The organism is Actinoplanes sp. OR16, assembly GCF_004001265.1.
In the GTDB taxonomy this organism is placed as follows: domain Bacteria; phylum Actinomycetota; class Actinomycetes; order Mycobacteriales; family Micromonosporaceae; genus Actinoplanes.
Map to the genome: position 1 here is coordinate 961,132 of NZ_AP019371.1, position 19,556 is coordinate 980,687.

A 19,556-nucleotide genomic window follows, 5' to 3' on the forward strand; every position below is an offset into this window, starting at 1 on the left:
GAAAGCCTAATCAAGCTTCCAAACGCCGACCGAGGCATCGAGCCGGCGGCAGACCAGGGCGCCCGCGGCGAAGTGGCAGTCGCCCGCGACCAGGTCGGCCGCGCCGGCCACCCGGATGCGCATCCGGCGCATGTCGAGGACGCCGTACCAGATCCGGTCGGCGCGGTCGGTGGCCCGGCGCACGTAGGCGGTGTCCGGCTCGGGACCGGGGCCGCCGCTCTGCCAGCGGCCGGCCGCGCCGAGCACGTCGCCGGTGGCCGGGTCGAGAACGAAATGCTCCGGGAAGGCCGTGCCGGGCAGCCCGGTGACCAGATAGTCGCCGATCCGCTCGGCGTAGTTCCAGCGGTCCGAGGACCAGCGTTCCCAGCCGGTGCCCGGGTCCAGCACCATGATCCCGCGCTGCGGCAGGTAGGTGCAGATCAGGTCGCCGCACGCGCTCGGATTGCGGTACCAGCTGAGGTTCACCCCGCTGTACCAGTCCTGCCGCAGGCCCTGGCGGGCGTCGTACCCGGTGGTGCCGGCGTTGCGGGCGCCGATCATCGCGAGGTCGCCGACCGGCCACAGCTCGAGCCGGCCCGGTCCGCGGTCCGGCACCCGCTGGGTGGCGGTGAGCCGGCCGGTCCGGGCGTCCCAGGCCTGCAGCCGCCGGTCCGCGGTGAGCAGGTAGAGCCAATCCGGGTAGCCCTCGGTGGCCGACGGCGCCGCGACGTCGTCGCCGCCGCGGCGCACACTCCAGCGGATCGCGCCGGTCGCCAGGTCCAGGCCCCGCCACCAGGTCTCGCCGTCGCCCTCCTCGCGGACCAACGCCAGCCGGCCGTCCGCCGACGCCGCCTCCACCAGCACCGGGCGCTGCCAGAGCGGGGCCGCCACGCCGGCGCGCAGGGCGATCGTGCCGAACCGGGTGGTCCGCTCGTCCTGCACGCTGAGCAGCAGGACGTCACCGGCCACCGTGACGTCGAGGATCTCGCCGGTGACCACGACCCGGTGCCAGGAGACCGGTTCCGCGTCCGGCAGTGAGAAGGACCGGACGATCCGCACCCCCGGCGGCAGCTGACGGCCGATCACGTAGAGCCGGTCGCCCACCACCCGCAGCACGTCGCCCTGGGCCGCGGGGACGATCGCGGGCGGCTCCGGCGCACGCTGGTACGTCCCGCCGCCGAGGCCGGCGAGCAGCACCGCCGACAGGATCCAGAGCAGCAGGCGGTACGGCACCGGCGCGTCGTCCGCGGCCTCGGCCTGGGCGGCCGTGACCGGCGACCCGCCGCGCGGCACCTCGCCGAGGTCGATCATGACATCGCTCACGCCGGGCTCCCCGAGTCGGGGATGTGAGCCTCATTGTGCCGCGTGGACGGTCAGATGCGGTACGCCCAGACGCTCAGTCCTGTGCCATCCCGGCAGACGAGGTGACGGGCGTCGGCCGCGCACTCCCCCGAATTCACCGGCGCCGTGCCGAGAAGGCGCAGGCCGGTGTGCCCGGGCAGCACCGCCGCGAAGCTCTGCCCGTCGTCACCGTCGTCGCGGCGCAGGATCAGGGCGCCGTCCGGATCGCCGTCCAGCGCCTCGTCCCAGCCGCGCAGATCGGTCACGGTCCGGCCGGTGAGCGGGTCGGCGAGGCGGACCGGCAGGCCGGTGTCGCTCCGGGTCTCCAGCACCGACCCCGCCCGGGCCGTGAGGTCGGTCTCGGCGCCGGTCGTCCAGGCCGCGGCGCCGGTGGCCGGGTCGAGGACCCGCAGCCCGCCGCAGAGCACGTTCCGGCAGCCGGCCACCTCGCCCTGAGCCTCCGTCCGGTCCTGCTGCCACAGCCGGCGCAGCGTCCGCTGGTCGTAGGCGACCAGCCGGGACGGGTCCTGGTAGCCGACCAGCGCGAGGCCGCCGACCACCGATCCGGTGGCCGGCCCCTGCCCGTTCAGCTCCGGCAGGCCGGTCGTGGCGAGGGTGCGGCCGGTGGCGCCGTCGAGCCGCAGCAGCCGGTCCGAGGCGGTGATCAGCACGGCCGGCGGCTCACCCCGGGCCGGGTCGACGGTCACCGAGCCGCCCGGCGCCGCCGTCCACACCGTCTTCCCGGTGACCAGGTCGATACCGCGGACCTCGGTGCGGATCGGGGCCTCGGTGTACGGCACGCCGGTCGAGGAGAAGTAGAGCGGTCCCGGATCGCCGGAGGCCTGGTCGTACTCGGTGCCGGGGCGGAACACCCGCTCCACCACGACGCCGGTCCGTCCCGAGGTCAGCAGCGTCACCACGACCGGCGCCGTCCAGCGCACCGCGCCGATCCGCGCGTCCAGGGCGGTGGTGGTGACGCCCTCGGAGACCAGGACGACGTCGCCGGACTGCCGGACGGTGACCGCGCCGAACAGGCCGCGGGTCGCGTCGTACCCGGCGCCGAGCGGCACCTCGCTGGTCCAGAGCTGCCGTGGCGGGTCCAGCTGCCAGGCGGTCACCTGCCGCCGCACGCCGCTCGACGCCACGGTGAAGAGGCGGTCGCCGGTCAGCTGCACCGGCACCTCGGTGGTGTCCACCGGCCCGAGTTCGCCGAGATGACGCCAGACGACGGCGGCCGCGGGCACGGCGCCACCCAGCGTCGTCATCAGGATCGCCACGAGGATCAGCCCGGCGTGCCGGTACCGCCGGGGCGGCGGGCGCAAGGCGGCTGCCCGGTCACTCTCCGCGACGCGGTCCAGGTCGATCACTGTCACGCCGCAGACCCTTCATCGGTACGAGGGGAGCCGGCGTTCGTGACCGGTTCCGCCGGATCAGCCCGCTCCCGTGGCCGGCCGGTAGGCCCAGACGACCAGCTCGCCGAAGGCAGACCGGCAGACCAGTCGTTCCGGCGCGGACTGACAGCTGCCGGTGCCGGCCGGAAGCTCCGCCAGCAGCCGCGGCTTCCGGGTGCCCGGGGCCGCGATCGCGACCATGGTACGCGTGCCGTCGGTGGTGTCCCGGGTCACCAGTAACTCGCCGTCACCGGGACCGGCCGGAACCAGGTCCCAGCCGGAGAGGTCGACCAGGGTCTCGCCGGTCTCCGGGTCGGCCAGAATGACCGGGTCGCTCCCCGCGTAGCCGATCAGCGACGTGCCCTCCTGCTCCACGGTCCGCAGGTCGCCGCGCTGCCAGCGCTGGTCGCCGGTGGCCGGGTCGATCGCCCGGACACCGAACTGCCCGGTCAGGCAGGCGAGCAGCCCGCACGGGACGATCTGCTTGGTGCCGAGGGCCGGCTCGGTCCAGAGCGGACGCAGACCGGCCAGGTCGTACGCCGACACCGCGGTTCCGGACGGGCCGGGATGGCGCAGCATCAGGACGCCGCCGGCCACCACCGGGTTGTCCGGGTCGTAGTCGGCGGCCGGCAGCGCCCGGGCGGCGATGTGGCCGCCGGTCTCCACGTCGTACAGGTCGGCGATCCGGTCGTCGCGGACCAGCAGGGCCCGGGGCTGCTCGTCGGCCGGGCCGGGCACGCCGAGCAGCACCGCCGTCGACTTCAGGTCCACCTGCCAGCGGACGTTCCCGATCTCCGGGTCGATGACCTGGACCGTGTTCTCCACCCGGCGGCCCGGCCCCGAGCTGGTCCGCACGTCGTCGACGGCGAAGAGCAGCGAGCTGCCGGCGAAGCTGAGCACGTTGTGCTCGTTGCGCCACTGCCGGCCGCCGGTGGAGAGCGAGATCGCCGTGGTGCCGACCGCGAACCGGCCGAACGGGCGGAGCAGCAGCATGCCGTTGCCGGTGCGCAGCCGGGCCACCTGCATCTGCTGCTCGACCGCCCAGCGCAGCTCGCCGCTCTGCAGGTGGTAGGAGCTCAGCGTGCCGCCGGTCTGGGCGAGCAGCCGCCCGCCCTCGGTGATCGTGTAGGGGTCGCCGGGCCCGATCGGGACGCGCAGCAGCGCGGTCAGCGGCGCCGGTTGCCGCAGCGGCGCGGACGCCCCGGCGAGCAGGAGCACGAGCACGGCCAGGATCGCCGGAGCGAACCAGGGCGGCGTCGTCGGCCGCCCCGGTCGCTCATAGGTCTCCGGTTCTCCCCGCTGCAGCCCCAGATCGATGACGACGGGTTCACCCATCCATCAAAGATAACGGTTCTATAACGGATCGCCCACCGGGCCCGTGTCAGATCGCTTCCGCCACCGGCCGGGACTCGTCCAGGCGCGAGATCGTCTCGGTCACGTCCCGGGCGATGTCCTGCGCGGTGAGGCCGATCGCCGTGAGGATCTCGGCCCGGGTGCCGTGCGGGTGGAAGCCGGCCGGTACGCCGAAGTCCCGCAGCGGCACGGAGACGCCGGCGTCCCGCAGCGCACTCGCCACCGCGTCGCCGACGCCGCCCGCACGGACGCCGTCCTCCAGGGTCACGACGAGACGGTGCTGCGCGGCGAGGCCGGTCAGCTCGATCGGCACGGGACGGACCCAGCGCGGGTCGGCGACCGTCACGCCGTAGCCCTGCTCGGCCAGACGCTCGGCGGCGTCCAGGCCCAGACCGGCGAAGGAGCCGACCGCGACCAGCAGGATGTCCTTGCGCCCGCTCTCGTCCGGCTCAGCCTCCCGGAGGATGTCCACCTGGCCCACCCGGCGCAGCGCGGGGGTGTCCGGGGCGACCGATCCGGTCGGGAAGCGCACGATCGTCGGGCCGTCGTCGACGGCGATCGCCTCACGCAGCTCCTCGCGCAGGGTCGCGGCGTCCCGGGGCGCGGCGATCCGCAGGCCCGGCACGACGCCGAAGACGCTCATGTCCCACATGCCGTAGTGGCTCGGCCCGTCCGGACCGGTGATCCCGGCACGGTCCAGCACGAACGTGACCGGCAGGTCGTGCATCGCGACGTCGAGCAGCACCTGGTCGAACGCCCGGTTCAGGAACGTCGCGTAGACCGCGACGACCGGGTGCAGGCCGCCCATCGCCAGGCCGGCCGCGCTGGTCGCCGCGTGCTGCTCGGCGATGCCCACGTCGTACGTCCGCTCCGGGTACTTCTTCGCGAGCGCGGCGATGCCGGTCGGCTCGGCCATCGCGGCGGTGATGCCCACCACGTCCGGCCGCTCGTCGGCGATCTTCACGAGCTCCTCGGAGAAGACCTTCGTCCACTTCAGCGACGGCTTCGCGGTGAGCGCGCCGGTCTGCGGGTCGAACGCGCCCGGACCGTGCAGGCAGTCCGCCTCGTCCTGCTCGGCCGGCAGGTAGCCGTAGCCCTTCTTGGTCACCGCGTGCACGATGACCGGCGCGTTGAAGCCCTTGGCCCGCCGCAGCGCGGACTCCATGGCCTGCTGGTCGTGACCGTCCACCGGGCCGATGTACTTCAGGCCGAGGTCCTCGAACATCGGCTGCGGGCTGACCGCGTCCTTGATGCCCTTCTTGACCGCGTGCAGCACCTCGAAGACCGGCTTGCCCACCACCGGCGTCTGCCCGAGCGCGTCCTTCACCAGGTCGAGGACCTTCTCGTAGCCCGGGTTGAGGCGCAGCGTGGAGAGGTGGTCGGCGAGGCCGCCGATGGTCGGCGCGTACGACCGGCCGTTGTCGTTCACGACGATGACGAGCCGGTTCCGGGTGGCCGCGATGTTGTTCAGCGCCTCCCAGCACATGCCGCCGGTCAGCGCGCCGTCACCGACGACCGCCACCACGTGCCGGTCCTCGCCCCGCAGGGTGAACGCCTTGGCGAGACCGTCCGCGTACGACAGGGCCGTCGAGGCGTGCGAGTTCTCGATCAGATCGTGCTCGCTCTCCGCCCGGCTCGGGTAGCCGGTGAGGCCACCCCGCTGGCGGAGCAGGTCGAAACCGTCCTGCCGGCCCGTAACGATCTTGTGTACGTAGGCCTGGTGACCGGTGTCGAAGAGAATCTTGTCACGTGGGGAGTCGAAGACCCGATGCAGCGCGAGGGTCATCTCGACCACGCCGAGGTTGGGACCGAGGTGTCCTCCGGTCCGCGACACCTTGGCGACGAGGAAGTCACGGATCTCGGCCGCGAGCAGGGTCAACTGCTCCGCGGACAGTCGCTTGAGATCACCGGGTTCGGTGATGCTCGTCAGCAGCCCGGCCGGGGTCGAGGGGGAGTCGCTCATGAGGAGGCAGTCTATCCGTGCCCCGCTGCTGCGCGCCTTACGCGAACGGCCAGAGCCGATCCTCCACACAACCTCCACATCCTCCGACCGGTCACCCCGGTTCGCCGGTTCGACCGGGCGTCGGGCATTCTGGAGGTCACGCAGCGACTGGCGGCACGGGGATGGTCGAACCATCGGGGAGCTCGTTGCGGAGAGTCGACCGCCTGGGCTCCCGCGGGGGTCACGCGCATGTCCGCTCGATTGCTTCCCGGCGCGCCCGTCGCCGAATCCGTGCTCGCCGACGTCCGGGAGCGGGTCGCCCGCCTCAAGGAGCGCGGCGTCCAGCCCAGCCTCGCCACCATCCTGGTCGGCGACGACGACGCCAGCGCCGGCTACATCCGGATCAAGCAGAAGCAGGCCGCCGAGCTCGGTTTCGCCTCGCCGCACCGGCACCTCTCCGGCGACGTCACGCAGGACGATCTCCTCAAGGTGATCGCCTCCTACAACGACGACGCGGACGTGCACGGCGTCCTGATCCAGTACCCGATCCCGGCCCACCTCGACTACGACGCGGCGCTGCAGACGCTCGACCCCGATAAGGACGTCGACGGCATGCACCCGCTGAACATGGGCCGGCTCGCCGTCGGCCTGCCCGGCCCGCTGCCCTGCACCCCGGCCGGCATCGAAGCCCTGCTCGCCTTCCACGGCGTCGAGGTGGCCGGCCGCGAGGTCGTCATCCTGGGCCGCGGCGCCACCCTCGGCCGCCCTCTCGCCATGCTGCTGGCCCAGAAGCGGCCGACCGCGAACGCGGCGGTCACCGTGGTCCACACCGGCGTGAAGGACTGGCCGCGCTACACCCAGCGGGCCGAGATCCTGATCGCCGCGGTCGGCGTGCCCGGCATCATCCAGCCCGAGCACGTGAAGCCGGGCGCCGTCGTGGTCGGCGCCGGCGTCCGCTACGAGGGCCGCCGCCTGCTCCCCGACGTCGACGAGTCGGTGGCCGAGGTGGCCGGCGCCATCACCCCCCGAGTCGGCGGCGTGGGCCCGACCACCGTCGCCATGCTCTTCCGCAACGCCGTCGCCGCAGCGGAGCGCGCCAACCCCTGAAGGCTCAGGCCGGGACGAGGAGGGCCACGCACTCCACGTGCTGGGTCATCGGGAAGCAGTCGAAGGCCTTGATCTCGGCCGGTTGCCAGCCCTCGGCACGGAAGGTCTTGAGGTCGCGGGCCAGGGCCGCCGGGTCGCACGCCACGTAGGCGATCGCCCGGGGGCCGGCCGCGGCGACGGCTCGCACCACCTTGGCGCCGGCGCCGGCGCGGGGCGGGTCGAGCACGACGAGGTCGACCGGGCCGGTGACGCGGCGGCGGGACAGGGCCGCGTCCACCTTGGCCTCCACCACCTCCACGTGACGCATCCCGGCCAGGTTGCGGCGGGCGGCCAGCACACCGGTCGGGGACGACTCGACGATCGTGGTCCGGGCGCCGGTCCGTTCGGCGAGGGCGGCCGCGAACAGGCCGGCGCCGCCGTACAGATCCCAGGAGATCTCCCCCGGCGCCGGCTGGAGCATCCGCAGCACCGTGGTCACCAGGGTGTCCGCCGCCGCCGGGTGGATCTGCCAGAAGCCCTCCGGCGGGATCGACCAGGAACGGCCGCCGGCCACCTCGGTGACCTCGGCCGGGCCGGCGATCCTGGTGACGCCGCCGCCGGTGGGGGCGTCGCCCAGGTCGTCGGCGGTGGCCGCGCCCTGCCGGGCCAGGACCGCGACGTCGCCGCCGGTGGACGCGACCGCCTGCAGGGAGTCGGCGTCCGGCCAGGTGCGGTCGAGCAGGTCCAGCTCCTGGACGCCGGGATGGGCGATGACGCAGCGGTCGATCGGCACGACCTGGTGCGACCGGTGCTGCAGCAGACCGGGGCGGCCGAGGGCGTCGATCGCGTACCGCACCCGGCTCCGCCACCCGAGGAGTCGTGGCTCGCCGGGGAGGGCTTCCACCCGTACGAAAAGACGCTCTTGATCCTGAGGGTCGATCCCCGCCAGACGGGTCAGCTGTTCCCGGACCACTGCGGTCTTCCAATCCAGCTGGGCTTCGCCGGACACGTGCTGGAGATCGCAACCGCCGCAGCCGCCCGGGTGAGCGAACCGGCACGGCGGCGTGACCCGGTCCGGCGACGGCTCGTGGATCTCCACGGCGTCGGCCCGCAGATAGCCGCGGTGGATCTCGGTGATCTCGGCGGTGACCCGCTCGCCGGGGAGGGCGTGCCGTACGAAGATCACTCGCCCGTGCGGGCCGCCGAACCGGGCGACACAGTGGCCGCCGTGCGCCGGAGCGCCGGCGACCACCTCGATCCGATCGCCTTCGACAAGATCTTCAGTAGGTGCAAAAACGGTCACGCTTGGTCCCCTGGATCCTCATCGCTGCGATTGCGCGGCCCCCGCGCCGGCGCCCGGGTGAGACCGCGGTCGAGGCGATCGAGGTCCCGGTCCTGGCTGGACCGCAGCTGCCACGGCACGCTCGTGACCATGACGCCGGGCTCGAAGAGGAGCCGGCCTTTGATCCGCAGGGCGCTCTGGTTGTGCAACAGGTTCTCCCACCAGCGGCCGACCACGTACTCCGGCACGAAGACGGTGACCACGTCCCGGGGCGAGGCCCGGCGGACACCCTTCACGAAGTCGATGATCGGGCGGGTGATCTCCCGGTACGGCGAGTCCACGACGGTGAGCGGCACCGGGATCTGACGCCGCTCCCACTCCTCCTGGATGGCCCGGGTGTCCTGGTCGTCCACGTTGACCGTCACCGCGGTGATCGAATCCGGCCGGGTCGCCTGCGCGTACGCGACCGCTCGCAGCGTCGGCTGGTGCACCTTGCTGACCAGGACGACGGCGTGGTTGCGAGACGGCAGGATCGGCCGCTCCTCGGTGGGCTTGAGCTCCTCGGCGACCCGGGTGTAGTGCCGGTGGATGGCGAGCATCAGCGCGTAGATGACCACCATCGCGGCGATCGCGATCCAGGCGCCGAGCAGGAACTTGGTGATCAGCACGACGATCAGGACCGCGCCGGTGAGCACCATGCCGAACGTGTTGATCGCCCGTGAGCGGATCATCCGGCGCCGGCGTTCCGGGTCGCGCTGGGTTCTCAGCAGCCGGTTCCAGTGCCGGATCATGCCGGCCTGTGACAGCGTGAACGAGACGAAGACGCCCACGATGTAGAGCTGGATCAGCTTCGTCACCTCGGCGTGGAACGCCACGATCAGCACCATCGCCGCGATCGCCAGGAAGGCGATGCCGTTGCTGAACGCCAGCCGGTCGCCGCGGGTGTGCAGCTGGCGGGGCAGGTACCGGTCCTGGGCGAGGATCGAGCCGAGCACCGGGAAACCGTTGAACGCGGTGTTCGCGGCCAGGAACAGGATCAGCGCGGTCACCCCGCCGACCAGGTAGAGCAGGATCGACCCGTTGCCGAACACCGTCTCGGCGATCTGGGTGGTGACCGTCTTCTGCACGTAGTCCTGTGGACCGGAGACGATCTGGAGGCCGGGGTCCTCGACGTACTGCAGGTGGGTCGCCCGGGCTAGCAGGATGATCCCGACCAGCATGGTGATCGCCAGGCTGCCGAGCAGCAGCAGCGTGGTCGCCGCGTTCTTGCTCTTCGGCTGTTTGAAGGCGGGCACGCCGTTCGAGATCGCCTCGACGCCGGTCAGCGCCGCGCAGCCCGACGAGAACGTCCGTAGCAGCAGGAACGCGAAGGCGAAGCTGGTGAGATGGCTGTCCTCCGCCGCGATCACCAGATCGGCGCTGGGCGCCCGCAGGTCGTCACCGAGCACGTAGACCCGGAACAACCCGGTCATGATCATGCCAACGATCACGATGATGAAGAGATAGGTCGGCACGGCGAACGCCGTTCCGGACTCCCTCAGGCCCCGCAGGTTCAGGGCGCTCAGCACGATCACCGCGGCGATCGCGATGCCGACCTTGTGCTCCGCGACCCAGGGGACCACCGAGCCCAGGTTGGTGACGCCGGACGAGACCGAGACGGCCACCGTGAGGATGTAGTCGACCAGCAGCGCGCTGGCCACGCCGACACCGGCCTTCGGGCCGAGGTTGACCGTGGCCACCTCGTAGTCGCCGCCGCCGGATGGATACGCGTGCACGTTCTGCCGGTAACTGGCGACCACCGTCACCATCACCACCGCGACCGCGAGCGTCACCCAGGGCGAATAGATGTATGCGGCGGCGCCGGCGATCGAGAGCGTCAGGAGGATCTCGTCGGGGGCGTACGCCACGCTGGAGAGCGCGTCGCTGGCGAACACCGGCAGAGCGATCCGCTTGGGCAGCAGCGTGTGCTGAAGCTTGTCCGAGCGGAACGGCCGGCCGAGGAGCAGCCGCTTGGCTAGAGAGGTGGTACTTGCCACGAGTGCCAAGGGTACGGCCGGACACGGATGTGCGTACCCCGCCCCGGACACCGGTGCCTCCAGGCACATGGCAGGCTCACACTGGTCGTAGACAATCGGGAGGGCACGAACCGTGCACGTGGTGATCATGGGATGCGGCCGGCTCGGTTCCACGCTGGCCCAGAAGCTGGACGCGCAGGGTCACCAGGTCGCGGTGATCGACCAGAACGCCGACGCGTTCCGGCGCCTCGGCGACAACTTCGGCGGGGTCACCGTCAACGGCATCGGCTTCGACCGGGACGTGCTGCGGGCCGCCGGCATCGAGCGTGCGGACGCCTTCGCGGCCGTCTCCAGCGGCGACAATTCCAACATCATCTCGGCCCGGCTGGCCCGCGAGACCTTCGGCGTCTCCCGGGTGGTGGCCCGGATCTACGACTCCCGCCGCGCTCAGGTCTACGAGCGCCTCGGCATCGCCACGATCGCGACGATCAGGTGGGCCGCCGACCGGATGTACCGGTTCATCGCCCCCGATGACCACGTCGAGGTCTTCCGCGACCCGACCAGCGTGGTCAGCATCGTGGAGACGCCGCTGCACCGGGACTGGATCGGCAAGCAGGTCCGGGCGATCGAGGACCGCACCGGCGCGCGGGTGGCGTACCTGATGCGCTTCGGCATGGGCACCCTGGCCCAGCCCTCCACCGTCCTCCAGGACGGCGACCAGGTCTTCATGCTGGTCACCGACGACACCGTGGGAGCCGTGCTGGACATCGCCCAGGGCGCCGACAAGGAAGGTCACTGACCATGCGGATCGCCATCGCGGGCGCCGGCAACGTGGGCCGCTCGATCGCCCAGGAGCTGATCGGCAACGGGCACGAGGTGATGCTGATCGAGCGTCAGCCGCGGCAGCTCTGCCCGGAGCGGGTGCCGCAGGCCAGCTGGATCCTCGCCGACGCCTGCGAGATGAGCAGCCTGGAGGAGGCCGACCTGGCGTCCTGCGACGTCGTGGTGGCCGCCACCGGCGACGACAAGGCCAACCTGGTGATCTCGCTGCTCGCCAAGACCGAGTTCGCGGTCGGCCGGGTGGTGGCCCGGGTGAACCGGGCCGAGAACGAGTGGCTCTTCACCGAGCAGTGGGGCGTCGACGTCTCGGTCAGCAAGCCCCGGCTGATGGCCGCCCTGGTCGAGGAGGCGGTCACGGTCGGCGACCTGGTCCGGCTCATGACGTTCCGGCAGGGCGAGGCGAACCTCGTGGAGATCACGCTGCCGCGTGATGCGCCGTACGAGGGAAAGCCCCTCCGCGACGTGCCGATGCCGCGCGACGCCGCGCTCGTGGCGATCCTCCGCGGCAAGCGGGTCATGGTGCCGACGCCGGACGACTCGCTGGAGGCCGGTGACGAGCTGATCTTCGTGTGCACCAGCGAGGTGGAGGAGCAGATCCGGGCCGTGGTGCTCGGTTCCGCTGCTTGATCCTCTTTACGAGACCGCTTCGCGCTTCTGCGCCGTCGTCACCCGGTGGATCGCCCACGCCGTGAAGGCGAAGGTGCCGGCGTAGATCGGCCAGCTCACCAGGATCCGGACGATGCCGAGCGCGTTCGCCTCGTTCATCGCGTAGAGGTAGTACTGGATGCCGGCACGGACGCAGAGCGAGGCCACCCAGAGCAGGGTGAGCCACTGGAACGTGCGGAAGAGCCGGGTGTTGCCGAACCAGTCCTGGTGGCCCTTGTTCGCCATGATGCCCCAGGCGTAACCGATCAGCGGCTTGCGGACCACCACCGAGACCAGCAGCACCGCGGCCTGGCCGAAGGTGAGCAGGATGCCCGGCAGGTAGAAGTTCTTCGCGTCGCCGGTGCGCCAGGCCAGCCAGGCACCGAGCGCGATGCCGAAGAGGCCGTTCACCGCGTGCCGGACCGGCTGCTTGCGGGCCAGCCGGAAGCCGCCGATGGCGAGCGCCGTGCCGACCGAGCCGATGATCGCCCAGAGCAGCGCCTGACGCTTCTCCAGACCGGCCACCGACTCGCCGAGCAGAACGTTGAGCAGGACGAACGCCAGGACCGGCAGGCTCGACTCGATGAGGCCGCGCACACCGCCGAGCTGCTCGGCGATCTGCTCGCTCATCGACGGGAGGGGCTCCTCCTCGTCGTCCTTGGCCGACGGCACCTGGTGGAGGTCGTGTTCCGCGACGATCTCCTCAGCGATCCGCTCCTCGACCGACTCGTGCGCGGCGTGGCGCGGCTCGCTGCCATTCACCGGGGCGCCTCCAGCTCGTAGTACGGGTTGTAGATCACCTTACGGTCGTCCCGGATGGCGACCCGGCCGCGCGCCGTGAGCTGCCGCCCCGGCTCGATGCCGGCGATCGACCGGCGACCCAGGAAGACCAGCGTGACCACGTCGCTGCCGTCCCAGAGGTCGGCCTCCAGGGTCGGCAGGTTGGTGCGAGGAGTGTACGCCACCGTGCGCAGCCGTCCGGACACCGAAACGACCTGCCCGCGACGGCACTGGCCGGCCGGGACCGCGCCGCACTTGGCGCTGTCCCGCTGCAGTTCCTCGGCGTCCAGCTCGGAGTCGGTGGCGGTGAGACGGTTGATGAAGCCGCGAAGACCGGAGGTCATGACTCCCACGGTACGTCAGGCCTGGCTTCCGGCCTGCTCCTGCTGGGCCATCTCCTTGGGCAGCCGCATCGGCAGCGGCTCACGGACCGGCCGCGGCTCGTTGTCCCGGACCACGACGAGGCCGGAGAGCACCTCGCCGAGCACGCCCTCGCGTCCCGGGTCGGCGGCCGCGGCGCCCTGGTAGAGCGCGCGGATCATCCAGCGCGGGCCGTCCACGCCGACGAAGCGGACGTCGGCCGGGCCCTCCGGGGTGTTGACCCGGGCGCGCAGCTCGGTGCCGTACTTGCCGGTGACCTCCTGCGGGGCCACGCCGTCCGAGGTCATCGCCTCGACGATCTCGGCGCGGACCTCGTCCCAGATGCCCTCGGTCTTCGGCGCCGCGAAGACGCCCAGCTGCAGAGCGCTCTCGCCGTCGACGAGCACGACCTGCTCGACACCGCCCTCGGGGTTGGCCTGCACCCGCACCTCGACGCCCTCGACCGCCGGGATCTGCAGGCTGCCCAGGTCGAGCCGCTGCACGCCGGCCGGCGCGTGCTTGGCGTCCCACGGGCCGAAATCGGGCGCCGGAGCCTCCCCGCCCGTGGCCAGGCTTTTCGCGAGCGCCTCGGAGGGCGGCGCGTCGGCCGCACGGACGTGCTTCGCGGCATCGCGCTTACGGGAGAACATCACTGCCACCTTCCGTTTCAGTCCTGCGTCTGCTGACCGGGCAGGTCTGCGTGCCCGCCGGTCGAACCGTGCCCGCCGGCACCCCGCGCGGTGTCGTCGAGGGTGTCCACCAGGTGGAACACCGCCCGCTCCACCCGCTGGACGACGAGTTGGGCGATCCGGTCGCCGCGCGAGATCTCAACGGTGTTCTCCCGATCGTGGTTGATCAGGTTCACCAGAATCTCGCCCCGGTAACCGGCGTCGACCGTACCGGGCGCGTTGAGCACCGTCACCCCGAGGCGAGCCGCCAGACCGGACCGCGGGTGGACCAGGCCGACGAAACCGTCCGGCAGGGCGATCGCCAGGCCGGTACGGACCTTGACCCGGCCGCCGGGGGCGATCTCCACCTCCTCGGCGGCGACCAGATCGGCGCCGGCGTCACCCGGATGCGCGTACGCCGGCAGGGGCAGATCGGGGTCGAGCAGGCGGACCTGGACGACGGGGTCGGTCACGTCGAGCCTTCCTGACGGGTCTTGCGGGCGCACCTACCCTGCCATCCTGCCGTGCCGGGCAGCGGAGGCGCGCCGTACCCTTCGAGGGTGACACCCGAGTCCCCGGCGCGCACCCTCCCGGCCCATCAGGAACGGCTGAGCCTCCCGTGGTGGGCCTGGCCGTCCGCACTGCTCGCCGGCGCGATCGTCGGCACCGAACTGGTGCTCGGCATCCCCGACGTGCCCGCCTGGGTGTTCTACGCCGTGGCGCTGCCCCTGAGCGTGGCGCTGCTGATCCCGCTGAACCGGCTGAGGGTGGCGGTCACCCCCACCGAGTTCCAGGTCGACGACGCCCGTCTGCCGGTCGCGGTGATCTCGGACGTGATCCCGCTGGACGCGGCCGGCAAGCGGGAGGCGCTCGGGGTGGGCGCCCATCCGTACGCGTTCGTCGTCCAGCGCCCGTGGATCCCGACGGCCGTGCAGGTCCTGCTCGACGATCCGGCCGACCCCACGCCGTACTGGGTGGTGAGCACCCGCAAGCCGGTCGAGCTCGCCACCGCGCTGCTCGAGGTCAGCCGTCGAGAGCGGGCCGAGAAGTCTTCTTCCTGAGGTCGTCCCGGACCTTGTCGCCGACCGAGCGGGTGGCCCGCCGGTTCAGGTAACTGGCGACCGCCGCGCCGGTGAGCATCGGTCCCATCGTGGTCAGGTTGCGCCCGAACCGGCTCAGCAGCGTCTTCTGCAGCTCCCTGCGGGTCGCCGTGCCCAGCACCGCCGCCACGCCCACGCCCGGCACCAGCGGGTTCACGCCGCGCTGTCCCGACCAGGACTCGACGAGCTTCATGGCCCGCTCGGGCACGCCGCCGGTGATCGGCTGCCGGTAGACCTCGTGCAGCTCGCCGATGAGCTTGATCTCGATCGCCACCACCGCGACCGTCTCGGCGGCGAGCAGCACCGGCGCCGAGAGCAGCGTCGGGACCGCGACCCACTCGACCGAGGCGACACCGCCGCCGGCCGCGCCGACACCGGCGGTGGCCCGGGAGGCGTTGCGGATCAGCCGCTCGGCCAGCTCTTCGTCGTCCAGGTCCGGGAAGTGCCGGCGCAGCGTCTCCAGGTCACGCACCGGGATGTGCGGCGCCACGTCGGTGACCGCGTCGGCCATCCAGCGCAGGGCCGCCCTCGGACGGAACAGCCGGCTCACGCCGCGGTCGCGCACCTCGCCCACGAGGCGGCCCATCAGCTGCCGGCGGCCGGCCGGTTCCAACTCGTCCGAGGTCAGGGCCGCCACGGTGCGGCCCATCTCCACATCGGTGCCCGGCGTTTCACGGGCAGGGTCGTGCTCAGCACCGGACCCAGCCGTGTCAGCCGGCTCGGTCGCACGATCCGCGTGGTTCATCGTCGTCCTCCCCGTCGGGCACTCCCGGTAGTGATTCCCGGTCGAGCCTTCGGGTCAAACCCCGTTACAAACCCCCGTGGCGAACGTCTGCCCGCCCGACCGCGTCACGGCGCGATCGGGTGCGAAGACGGACGTGCCGCGAATGCGCTCAGGCGCACTCGCGGCAGATCAGCTCCCCGTTGCGCTCCGTAGCCAACTGGCTGCGGTGGTGCACCAGGAAACAGCGGGAGCAGCGGAACTCGTCGGTCTGCATCGGCAGCACCTTGACGGTGAGCTCCTCGTCGGCCAGGTCGGCGCCGGGCAGCTCGAAGCTCTCCGCCACCTCGACCTCGTCGACGTCCACTGCGCCCGACTGCGAGTCGGCGCGACGGGCCTTGAGCTCCTCGAGGCTGTCCTCGCCGAGGTCGACCTCATCGCGACGCGGGGCGTCGTAGTCGGTGGCCATCGGTTTTCACTCTCCTGTATCGATGTGTCGCTTGGCGTTTGTAACGCCGAGGACAGGTTTTCGGTTCCCGGTTCCGCTGGACGATTTCTGACACCCGGATCAGCTCCGGCGAGCGCGGAACCTTACCGCTGTTGCGGCAGGCTTGTACGCGCTACGGCGGCACATTGTTCCCGATGTGACTGAGGCGACATCAAAGTAGGGGCACCGGCCTCTGGATCATTGTCGGCGCGCCGGAAGCATTCCCTGTTTCCGCGCGCCTGGCGGACAGACGCTAACCTCTCGACAGGCCCGGCGACCTTACCCGGGCCCGTCGCCCGACCCTGGAGCCAACCCCATGAGCTTTGCCCGCGTCCGAGCGCTCGTCCTCGTCGGCGTGCTCGCCGTGGCAGCGGTGGTCTTCGTCGTCGTCGCACTGGTGCGCGATTCCCAAGGCGATCTGGCGGACGGCAGCGACTGCCCGGCCGGTGCCCCGATGGCCGACATCCTGCTGCCGGACGACCCGGCAGAGGTGACCGTCAAGGTCCTGAACGGCACGAGCCGGGCGGGCCTGGCCGAGAGCGTGTCCAACGAGTTCAAGAACCGCCGGTTCACGGTCAAGGAGCCCGCCAAGAGCAAGTCGAAGTTCAAGCAGGTCGCCGAGATCAAGTACGGCCCGGCGACCGTCGGCAAGGCTCAGCTGCTCCGGGCGTACTTCCTGGCCCAGTCCAAGATGACCTACGACGCGAAGCGCAAGGGCGACGTGATCGACGTGGTCATCGGGGACCAGTTCCAGCAGCTCGCCACGACCACCGAGGTCAACCAGTCGCTGGTCGAGATCGGCGAGCCGGACCTGCCGCCGGGCTCCTGCCTGAAGCCCGCCGCCGAGGCCGCCGAGGACGAGAACTGACCCTGCGGTCAGGCTCCGCCCGCCGCGTCCAGCTCCACCAGGGCGTCGTGCAGCGCGGGGAAGATCGCCGGCGGCGCCGCGACCAGCATCCGGTTGCCGGCCGGCTCCCCCGCGAGCCCGCTCACGACGAGCCCCGCCTCCTCGGCGATCAGGCCGCCGGCCGCGTGGTCCCAAAGGTTCAAGCCTTTCTCGAAGTAGGCGTCCAGACTGCCCTCCGCGGTGAGGCAGAGGTCGAGCGAGGCCGCTCCCAGCCTCCGAATGTCACGCACACGGGTGATCAAACGGGCCACCACCGCGCCCTGATGTTCCCGCCGGCGGGCGTCGTAACCGAATCCGGTGGCGACCAGCGACTGATCCAGGGTGGTCCGGACCGAGCCGCTGAGCCGCCGGCCGTCCCGCCACGCCCCGCCGCCTCTCGTGGCCGTCCACTCGTCGCCGGTGGCCGCGTTGACGACCACCCCGGCCACCACGGCGCCGTCCACCTCGGCGGCGAGCGACACCGCGTACTGCGGCAGGCCGTAGAGGTAGTTCACGGTCCCGTCGATCGGGTCCAGGATCCAGCGCACGGCGCCGGGGGCGACCGCCACCGAGTCGCCGTACTCCTCGCCCAGCACGCCGTCGCCGGGCCGCTCCTTCAGCAGCGCCTCCACGGCCTGGCGCTCGACCGCCTTGTCGGCCGCCGTCACCACGTCGGTGTCGGTGCTCTTGGTCTCCACGTCGACGATCGCCTCGTCGCGCATCCGGCGAGCCGTCACGGCCGCCTCCCGCGCCACGCGAACCGCGATCGCCAGCAACTCGTCGGGGGTCGATCCCGTCGAAATCTCACTCACGTAATGGTCCTTTCCGCCGATAGCATTCTCATGCCGCGCTCTTCCGGGGGCTCCACCGGCGTCTTCGGCGAGGTCGTCGGGCGTCGGCGGCGTGCTGTGGGCGGAGGATCTCGGTCGGCGGCGCTACAATTCACCCCTGCCCACGCTTCACGGACACTCTCCTGCGGGACGGTCCGGGTTCCGAGGGCTCCCAAACCGACCCCAGCAAGTCTCGCCCCCGCGTGCTGCGCTGGACTCTGGCCGTGCCCAACCTCATCGCCTCCGGAAGGTCATTCGTGACAGAAGCCCACCAGAACGGTGCCGACGTTCGCTCTCTCACCGAGGCCCTGATCACCCATGCTCAGGGTGCGGGCGGGCAACTCACTTCGGCCCAGGTCGCGCATACCCTCGAGTCCGCCGCGGTGAACCCGGCCCAGGCCAAGAAGATCCTGCGCGGCCTCGTCGACGCCGGCATCACGGTCGTCGTCGACGGCTCCGCCAGCACCCGCCGCAAGGTCGCCGCCGCCCGCTCGGCAACGCCGGCGTCGAAGGCGACCACGGCGAAGACCGCGCCCGTCAAGAAGACCGCGCCCGCGCCGAAGCAGGCCGCCCCGGCGGCCGACGGCGGCGCCACGCCGGCGAAGAAGGCCGCGCCGGTCCGCAAGGTCACCGCCGCGGCCAAGGGCGTGCCCGCGAAGAAGGCCGCCACCGCCAAGGCCGTCCCGGGCAAGCCCGGCGAGCCCGGTGAGGGCCCCGGCGAGGAGATCGATCCCGAGGAGCTCGCCGCCGCGGTCGAGGACGTCGTCATCGAGGAGCCGGCCGCCATGGTCGCGGCCGCCGCGACCGATGCCGCCAGTTCGGCCACCGACGGCGACTTCGAGTGGGACGACGAGGAGTCCGAGGCGCTCAAGCAGGCCCGCCGTGACGCGGAGCTGACCGCTTCGGCCGACTCGGTCCGCGCCTACCTCAAGCAGATCGGCAAGGTTCCGCTGCTCAACGCGGAGCAGGAGGTCGAGCTCGCCAAGCGGATCGAGGCCGGCCTCTACTCCGCCGAGCGGCTGCGCGCCGCCGAGGAGGGCGAGGAGGCGCTCGAGCGCAACTTCGAGCGCGACCTCAAGTGGATCAACCGGGACGGCGAGCGGGCCAAGAACCACCTGCTCGAGGCGAACCTCCGGCTCGTGGTGTCGCTGGCCAAGCGCTACACCGGCCGTGGCATGGCCTTCCTCGACCTGATCCAGGAGGGCAACCTCGGCCTGATCCGCGCGGTCGAGAAGTTCGACTACACCAAGGGCTACAAGTTCTCGACCTACGCCACCTGGTGGATCCGGCAGGCCATCACCCGCGCCATGGCCGACCAGGCCCGCACCATCCGCATCCCGGTGCACATGGTCGAGGTCATCAACAAGCTCGGCCGCATCCAGCGCGAGCTTCTCCAGGACCTGGGCCGCGAGCCCACCCCGGAGGAGCTGGCGAAGGAGATGGACATCACGCCGGAGAAGGTGCTGGAGATCCAGCAGTACGCGCGTGAGCCCATCTCGCTCGACCAGACCATCGGCGACGAGGGCGACAGCCAGCTCGGTGACTTCATCGAGGACTCCGAGGCGGTCGTCGCGGTCGACGCGGTCTCCTTCTCGCTGCTGCAGGACCAGCTCCAGCAGGTGCTGCAGACGCTTTCCGAGCGCGAGGCGGGCGTCGTCCGGCTCCGCTTCGGCCTGACCGACGGCCAGCCGCGCACGCTGGACGAGATCGGCCAGGTCTACGGCGTGACCCGCGAGCGGATCCGCCAGATCGAGTCCAAGACGATGTCGAAGCTCCGGCACCCGTCGCGGTCGCAGGTTCTCCGCGACTACCTGGACTAGGTCGTTCAGTCAACATTACGTGTCCAAATG

At 71.7% G+C, this 19,556-nt stretch carries 19 protein-coding genes and 1 riboswitch; of the genes, 6 read left to right on the forward strand and 13 right to left on the reverse strand.

Annotated features, from left to right (window positions below; genetic code table 11):
- Window positions 1-6 precede the first annotated feature (6 nt).
- The 4 genes from EP757_RS04335 to dxs are packed head-to-tail and all read right to left on the reverse strand — an operon-like array spanning window position 7 to window position 6,027.
- On the reverse strand, window positions 7-1,302 hold the full coding sequence (locus EP757_RS04335) for a hypothetical protein (RefSeq protein WP_127542912.1): 1,296 nt from the start codon (window positions 1,300-1,302) through the stop codon (window positions 7-9).
- Window positions 1,303-1,352: 50 nt separating this feature from the next.
- Window positions 1,353-2,693, reverse strand: coding sequence for a PQQ-binding-like beta-propeller repeat protein (locus tag EP757_RS04340; protein ID WP_127542913.1), 1,341 nt, complete (start codon window positions 2,691-2,693; stop codon window positions 1,353-1,355).
- Window positions 2,694-2,750: 57 nt separating this feature from the next.
- Window positions 2,751-4,046, reverse strand: a complete 1,296-nt coding sequence (locus tag EP757_RS04345) for a PQQ-binding-like beta-propeller repeat protein (RefSeq protein WP_127542914.1) — start codon at window positions 4,044-4,046, stop codon at window positions 2,751-2,753.
- 46 nt (window positions 4,047-4,092) lie between these two features.
- Window positions 4,093-6,027 carry a 1-deoxy-D-xylulose-5-phosphate synthase gene (gene dxs, locus EP757_RS04350; protein ID WP_127542915.1) on the reverse strand — a complete coding sequence of 645 codons (1,935 nt, stop codon included), beginning with the start codon at window positions 6,025-6,027 and terminating at the stop codon, window positions 4,093-4,095.
- 133 nt (window positions 6,028-6,160) lie between these two features.
- Window positions 6,161-6,243: riboswitch (ZMP/ZTP riboswitch) on the forward strand.
- A 12-nt stretch (window positions 6,244-6,255) separates the two neighbouring features.
- On the opposite strand from dxs, the gene EP757_RS04355 reads away from it, so the two are divergent.
- Window positions 6,256-7,113, forward strand: coding sequence for a bifunctional 5,10-methylenetetrahydrofolate dehydrogenase/5,10-methenyltetrahydrofolate cyclohydrolase (locus tag EP757_RS04355; RefSeq protein WP_127542916.1), 858 nt, complete (start codon window positions 6,256-6,258; stop codon window positions 7,111-7,113).
- A 4-nt stretch (window positions 7,114-7,117) separates the two neighbouring features.
- On the opposite strand, the gene EP757_RS04360 is transcribed toward EP757_RS04355, so the two are convergent.
- Entirely contained in the window at window positions 7,118-8,395 is a 1,278-nt protein-coding gene (locus EP757_RS04360; protein WP_127542917.1) for a class I SAM-dependent RNA methyltransferase, read from the reverse strand.
- Complete coding sequence (locus EP757_RS04365) at window positions 8,392-10,410, reverse strand: APC family permease (RefSeq protein ID WP_127542918.1); 2,019 nt, start codon at window positions 10,408-10,410, stop codon at window positions 8,392-8,394. The genes EP757_RS04360 and EP757_RS04365 overlap by 4 nt, the downstream gene beginning before the upstream one ends.
- A gap of 118 nt (window positions 10,411-10,528) precedes the next feature.
- Here EP757_RS04365 and EP757_RS04370 point away from each other — a divergent pair, with 118 nt between their 5' ends.
- The gene (locus EP757_RS04370; RefSeq protein WP_174262511.1) at window positions 10,529-11,188 is read left to right on the forward strand and encodes a TrkA family potassium uptake protein; all 660 of its coding nucleotides are present in this window, start codon (window positions 10,529-10,531) and stop codon (window positions 11,186-11,188) included.
- Window positions 11,185-11,856 carry a TrkA family potassium uptake protein gene (locus tag EP757_RS04375; protein WP_127542920.1) on the forward strand — a complete coding sequence of 224 codons (672 nt, stop codon included), beginning with the start codon at window positions 11,185-11,187 and terminating at the stop codon, window positions 11,854-11,856. Before EP757_RS04370 ends, EP757_RS04375 begins: the two co-directional genes overlap by 4 nt.
- Before the next feature lie 6 nt (window positions 11,857-11,862).
- Here EP757_RS04375 and EP757_RS04380 read toward each other — a convergent pair whose 3' ends face one another.
- Genes EP757_RS04380 through dut form a run of 4 tightly spaced genes read right to left on the reverse strand, consistent with a single transcriptional unit; the run spans window position 11,863 to window position 14,155 of the window.
- A complete protein-coding gene (locus tag EP757_RS04380; RefSeq protein ID WP_127542921.1) occupies window positions 11,863-12,636 on the reverse strand; it encodes a DUF3159 domain-containing protein in 774 nt (257 codons plus the stop codon).
- Window positions 12,633-12,998: an OB-fold nucleic acid binding domain-containing protein gene (locus EP757_RS04385; RefSeq protein ID WP_127542922.1), complete on the reverse strand. Its 366-nt coding sequence runs from the start codon at window positions 12,996-12,998 to the stop codon at window positions 12,633-12,635. The genes EP757_RS04380 and EP757_RS04385 overlap by 4 nt, the downstream gene beginning before the upstream one ends.
- 15 nt (window positions 12,999-13,013) lie before the next feature.
- Entirely contained in the window at window positions 13,014-13,664 is a 651-nt protein-coding gene (locus EP757_RS04390; protein WP_127542923.1) for a DUF3710 domain-containing protein, read from the reverse strand.
- A 17-nt stretch (window positions 13,665-13,681) separates the two neighbouring features.
- Window positions 13,682-14,155, reverse strand: coding sequence for a dUTP diphosphatase (gene dut, locus EP757_RS04395; RefSeq protein ID WP_127542924.1), 474 nt, complete (start codon window positions 14,153-14,155; stop codon window positions 13,682-13,684).
- Between the two features lie 87 nt (window positions 14,156-14,242).
- On the opposite strand from dut, the gene EP757_RS04400 reads away from it, so the two are divergent.
- Window positions 14,243-14,743, forward strand: a complete 501-nt coding sequence (locus tag EP757_RS04400; protein ID WP_127542925.1) for a DUF3093 domain-containing protein — start codon at window positions 14,243-14,245, stop codon at window positions 14,741-14,743.
- On the opposite strand, the gene EP757_RS04405 is transcribed toward EP757_RS04400, so the two are convergent.
- Complete coding sequence (locus tag EP757_RS04405) at window positions 14,706-15,431, reverse strand: hypothetical protein (RefSeq protein WP_127554078.1); 726 nt, start codon at window positions 15,429-15,431, stop codon at window positions 14,706-14,708. The two genes, EP757_RS04400 and EP757_RS04405, sit on opposite strands and share 38 nt — an antisense overlap.
- 244 nt (window positions 15,432-15,675) lie before the next feature.
- On the reverse strand, window positions 15,676-15,972 hold the full coding sequence (locus tag EP757_RS04410) for a DUF4193 domain-containing protein (RefSeq protein ID WP_014446959.1): 297 nt from the start codon (window positions 15,970-15,972) through the stop codon (window positions 15,676-15,678).
- A 334-nt stretch (window positions 15,973-16,306) separates the two neighbouring features.
- On the opposite strand from EP757_RS04410, the gene EP757_RS04415 reads away from it, so the two are divergent.
- Entirely contained in the window at window positions 16,307-16,858 is a 552-nt protein-coding gene (locus tag EP757_RS04415; protein ID WP_127542926.1) for a LytR C-terminal domain-containing protein, read from the forward strand.
- An 8-nt stretch (window positions 16,859-16,866) separates the two neighbouring features.
- On the opposite strand, the gene EP757_RS04420 is transcribed toward EP757_RS04415, so the two are convergent.
- The gene (locus EP757_RS04420) at window positions 16,867-17,688 is read right to left on the reverse strand and encodes an inositol monophosphatase family protein (protein ID WP_127542927.1); all 822 of its coding nucleotides are present in this window, start codon (window positions 17,686-17,688) and stop codon (window positions 16,867-16,869) included.
- 275 nt (window positions 17,689-17,963) lie between these two features.
- Here EP757_RS04420 and EP757_RS04425 point away from each other — a divergent pair, with 275 nt between their 5' ends.
- Window positions 17,964-19,526 (forward strand): RNA polymerase sigma factor, encoded by a 1,563-nt coding sequence (locus EP757_RS04425; RefSeq protein ID WP_127542928.1) that lies wholly within the window; start codon window positions 17,964-17,966, stop codon window positions 19,524-19,526.
- The last annotated feature ends 30 nt before the right edge of the window (window positions 19,527-19,556 follow it).

Bases quoted from the DNA above. Each gene is read 5' to 3' on its own strand.
- EP757_RS04410 (WP_014446959.1), bottom strand. From the start codon at position 15,972: ATGGCCACCGACTACGACGCCCCGCGTCGCGATGAGGTCGACCTCGGC.
- EP757_RS04415 (WP_127542926.1), top strand. From the start codon at position 16,307: ATGAGCTTTGCCCGCGTCCGAGCGCTCGTCCTCGTCGGCGTGCTCGCC.
- EP757_RS04355 (WP_127542916.1), top strand. From the start codon at position 6,256: ATGTCCGCTCGATTGCTTCCCGGCGCGCCCGTCGCCGAATCCGTGCTC.
- EP757_RS04385 (WP_127542922.1), bottom strand. From the start codon at position 12,998: ATGACCTCCGGTCTTCGCGGCTTCATCAACCGTCTCACCGCCACCGAC.
- EP757_RS04390 (WP_127542923.1), bottom strand. From the start codon at position 13,664: ATGTTCTCCCGTAAGCGCGATGCCGCGAAGCACGTCCGTGCGGCCGAC.
- EP757_RS04405 (WP_127554078.1), bottom strand. From the start codon at position 15,431: ATGGGCCGCACCGTGGCGGCCCTGACCTCGGACGAGTTGGAACCGGCC.
- dxs (WP_127542915.1), bottom strand. From the start codon at position 6,027: ATGAGCGACTCCCCCTCGACCCCGGCCGGGCTGCTGACGAGCATCACC.
- EP757_RS04345 (WP_127542914.1), bottom strand. From the start codon at position 4,046: ATGGGTGAACCCGTCGTCATCGATCTGGGGCTGCAGCGGGGAGAACCG.